This is a genomic window from Vibrio sp. 1F279, assembly GCF_041439815.1.
Lineage (GTDB): Bacteria > Pseudomonadota > Gammaproteobacteria > Enterobacterales > Vibrionaceae > Vibrio > Vibrio tasmaniensis_A.
On sequence record NZ_JBGOOU010000092.1, the window covers coordinates 1 to 3,604 of the forward strand.

The 3,604-nt window shown below is 39.3% G+C and carries 4 protein-coding genes and 1 pseudogene; 2 read left to right on the top strand and 3 right to left on the bottom strand.

What is annotated here, in order from left to right:
* On the top strand, window positions 1–506 hold a 506-nt coding region (locus tag ACED60_RS25335), incomplete at its 5' end, for a hypothetical protein (protein ID WP_371728713.1).
* Window positions 507–523: 17 nt separating this feature from the next.
* Here the strand turns inward: ACED60_RS25335 and ACED60_RS25340 are convergent.
* Complete coding sequence (locus tag ACED60_RS25340; protein WP_016800120.1) at window positions 524–883, bottom strand: hypothetical protein; 360 nt, start codon at window positions 881–883, stop codon at window positions 524–526.
* Between the two features lie 778 nt (window positions 884–1,661).
* On the opposite strand from ACED60_RS25340, the pseudogene ACED60_RS25345 reads away from it, so the two are divergent.
* Window positions 1,662–1,763: pseudogene (locus ACED60_RS25345) on the top strand (IS5/IS1182 family transposase); the annotation flags it as partial.
* A gap of 721 nt (window positions 1,764–2,484) precedes the next feature.
* Here ACED60_RS25345 and ACED60_RS25350 read toward each other — a convergent pair.
* Window positions 2,485–2,799 (bottom strand): hypothetical protein, encoded by a 315-nt coding sequence (locus tag ACED60_RS25350; protein WP_371691499.1) that lies wholly within the window; start codon window positions 2,797–2,799, stop codon window positions 2,485–2,487.
* Window positions 2,800–3,046: 247 nt separating this feature from the next.
* Window positions 3,047–3,604: DUF1566 domain-containing protein (locus ACED60_RS25355; RefSeq protein WP_371728714.1), on the bottom strand; the 558-nt coding region annotated here is incomplete at its 5' end.

Here is a 3,604-nt window from a genome sequence, read left to right on the forward strand (position 1 = left end):
ATACCACCATCATCAGTACCTCAATTGAAAACTCATTCTTAATTCGAGACCAAACTCAAGGGCAGATTGATATTATTAATGTCAATCACAAGAACGACATTCAAAACATCTCTACCGATGAGCTGAGACAGAACATCATTATTGTATTAAATCATGGCAATCACGATTTAAACCCGAACAACATTGAAAAAATCGTCGAGAACTTTCATGGCCGAGACATTCAATTCATGTCAGATGATAACCTAAAAGATGACATCAAATCGTGCATTGATAAGTTAGATAGGGATAACAGCGCGCATGATATTGAATTAAGTGAAGCACACTCTTCTCATCAAGAGAATGAATTAGACACCATCAACTATAATGATAAAAAAGAAACCGACAGCCAATCACTCGACCACTTTGAGCCAAAAGAATATTCACCTCAACAAGAGATGGAATTTAATCAATCAGAGAAAGAGAGACATTGGGAAGACAGAGAAATCGACAGAGAGTTAGAGCGATAATAAGAGGGTAGCTGCTGCTACCCTTTTTTTTCGCCTGCAAGATAAGCATCCACTTTTTTATCCACATCAGCGGAAACCAAATTACGCATTTCTACTGCATCTTTTTTATTTTCATGGAACGCGACACCATCAAAACTTTGTGTGTGGGTTAAATTACCCGTCCCTTGGATCATCCTGATCCGTCGATACATCTCTTCCATCAACTCGCGGTTAGACGGCCGCTCATCTTCCTTATCGTTCAGTTTGATCCTCAATGCCAGCGTGAGAAGTTGCCTGACGGCTTCCGCATCACCTAACTTTTCTCTGTCTCTGAACACCTTAAAATCTTGCTCCAATTCACCCCGAATGTAACTCTGTACAGAAAAAGCTTTCGCCATAATCCCACCATCCTTTCTTAGATTTCCCTCTAAACAACACTTTACCTACATTACAATTAAATCACATGCTTGCAAAAAAGCTCACTATTTATCATTAAAAACATCGAGTTAATTGCTAATAAATCACTAGTACATCACTTCCACTTTAAACAAGCTCTCAGACCTTTCTCGAAAAGGGATTAAGTACAATTGATGCATTTATGATGTAAATCTACATTGGATTTCAGCGGCTAATTAGTTGAAATTTTGAAAATTTCCCCCCCAAAATATTCACTCTTCTATTTATATCATAAGTTATTGATTGTATTGTCTTTATGTTTAAAGCAGACAACCATTTAAATCGTTTTCGATTTAGCGTGGTGTGTGGGATTGGATTGAGGGAAGCAGGGCCACTTCGTTAAACGCTTGCATAATTTGTGCTTTCTCTAAGGCATTATATTATTAGGTAAAGTCGCCCATATTAAAAGGGGTTGGGGTGAAAAATGGATCACACTACTAAAAAGTCACCACACCTTTTAGGAATTCAGGGCCATTCGTAAAACGAAATAACAGTGAAATCTGACTTTAGAAAGGCGATATTGTATCCGTCATTCCGCCCTCAATTTAATAATTAAAATAGTATTATCCAGCGTTCATTTATCAGTAAAAAAACGGCACCATCTTGACCGAGCTCGGCAGTTTTGATCTATTACTGTTATTGGCTTTGTTGCGTAATTCAGTGGAACTAAATCATGAACCTACGATCTGTTCAGCTACGTCCACTACCTCTCATAGCCCTATGCCTAAACATCGTCACAAAAAAATCAACTGGAAGCAATACAGCCAATCACTCATTAACTGCGGGTCTCTGACCTTTTGGATTGATGAAGAGGTGATAAGTGGCTGAGCGCAAAGCAAAGCCGATTGGCGCGATGGTACGTCCAAGAATCTTGTTATTTCTAGCCTGTATTTGGGGGTGAAAGTGCACCTGTATTTTCAGTTATTCACCACACCCCAACAGACAACACAAATAGTTCACCAAAACTCAATTCCATTTGAATAATTCTTCGACCCAATCAGCAACCTCTCCCAATAGACTAATACCCCGAACAACGCCAAAAATAAAAGACACTATTTGGCCAATAGAAATTCGTTTCTTCATTAAATACTCCATATTTCAGATCTAAAAAAACCACCTAACAGCGGCGACAGAGACTAAAAATATTTGTTCAACCTCTCCACAATATTTTGTTGTTACCTAATAGGTAGGTTAATTATCAAATGCGATTTAGTGTGATCGTGTGACTTCATAACTTGATCTGAGACCAAAAAGTCTAACGCGTTAGACAAAGTAGTCCTGTTACTACAATTCGACATATGTGTGTAAAGCAAGTAAAGAGGTCGAGAAAGCATAACTCTCCTCCATTACTAGCTTTTAAATGACACTCACATCAAAATACAACAAAAAAGGGAGAGAGCAAGCGCCAAAGATAACCATCCCTAGCTTTAACGACATTAAATAAAACAACTGTTAACAACAAAAACTTAACTAGTCTACTTTAGATCTTTGGTGTTCATTATTCCTACTATGTTAAACGGGCGAGTTAGCTCTTCAGAGCGATTTATAGAAAAAAATCAGCATGTCCATTTGAAGCAAGAACCGCACAATGATACCCATTGTTCATACTTTGTGAATTTTGACGTAACTGATTAATACTATGAGCAAGCTCAGCTTTGAACTCAGAAAAACTTAATGCCGTGACTTTGGCTCTGTCGAAAAGAGCATGAAGTAATTGAACCTGTTCGATATTTCTCAGGTAAGCGACTTTACGTTCACGAGTTAGGAGAGAGAATTTAAACTCTTTGGGATAGCCACTGCTATGCAGTGAAATTGGGGTAGCGATGCGTGTGTAGTATACGCTATTTGGAAGTCTCAATAAGTACATCTGCGCAAGATGATTTTCGAGGTTTTAGATAAGAAAAACCGGTTTAAAAACAGCAGTTTAATCTTTAAGGGTAGTGGAAGAATAGGAATTTGAAAATTATCTCCAGCATTCCCATTTAAAATAACCTATTACTATTAGCTAGTTATACTATTGGGTGTGTGTACACCTACGAAAAAGATAACCACCTGCCGAAGTAGGTGGTTATAGGTTTGAAGCTCAAGAATTCATACGTTAAACGTTAAGGAACTGAGACGCAGGACGCGTACAACTCCCCTTCTCCCATACTAGCCCCTTCGTTGCCATTCTTGAGGCTTACATTTATAAAACCAGGTCCACGACTTGTACTTGACCAGTAACTGCTCCTGACTGGCCAGCCGCGCGCGTTGAACATATTGCCGTATGTCTTGAAGAGCTCTAACTTTAACTCATTTTTTGTTGCCAAACGCCAGTTGGTGCGTCCTGCTAAACCCTGGTTACTATATGTGGCACATAATCTAGATGCATTCTCCCAGGTGAACCAAAAGAAATCTCCAGCAGGCCCAGAAGTTCCAATTTCTTGCGTAAAACCATTATTTACACTTCCTCCGAGGCTATGAAGAGCGATTTTTGATGGTGAATTGGTAAACAACTTCCCACTCCCAGTATCGAATATATCAATACATGAAGCACCAGTGAGCGTACATGTATATACATCCACGCTCACTGTGTTACTGGTGACGCCATCTTTAATGGCGGTTATCATTGTTTGGCCGACGTTGACGCCAGACAGGAAGCCAGTCGGCGTTACTGTCGCGGT

Coding starts and splice junctions, on each gene's coding strand:
- ACED60_RS25340 (WP_016800120.1), bottom strand. CDS start 883: ATGGCGAAAGCTTTTTCTGTACAGAGTTACATTCGGGGTGAATTGGAG.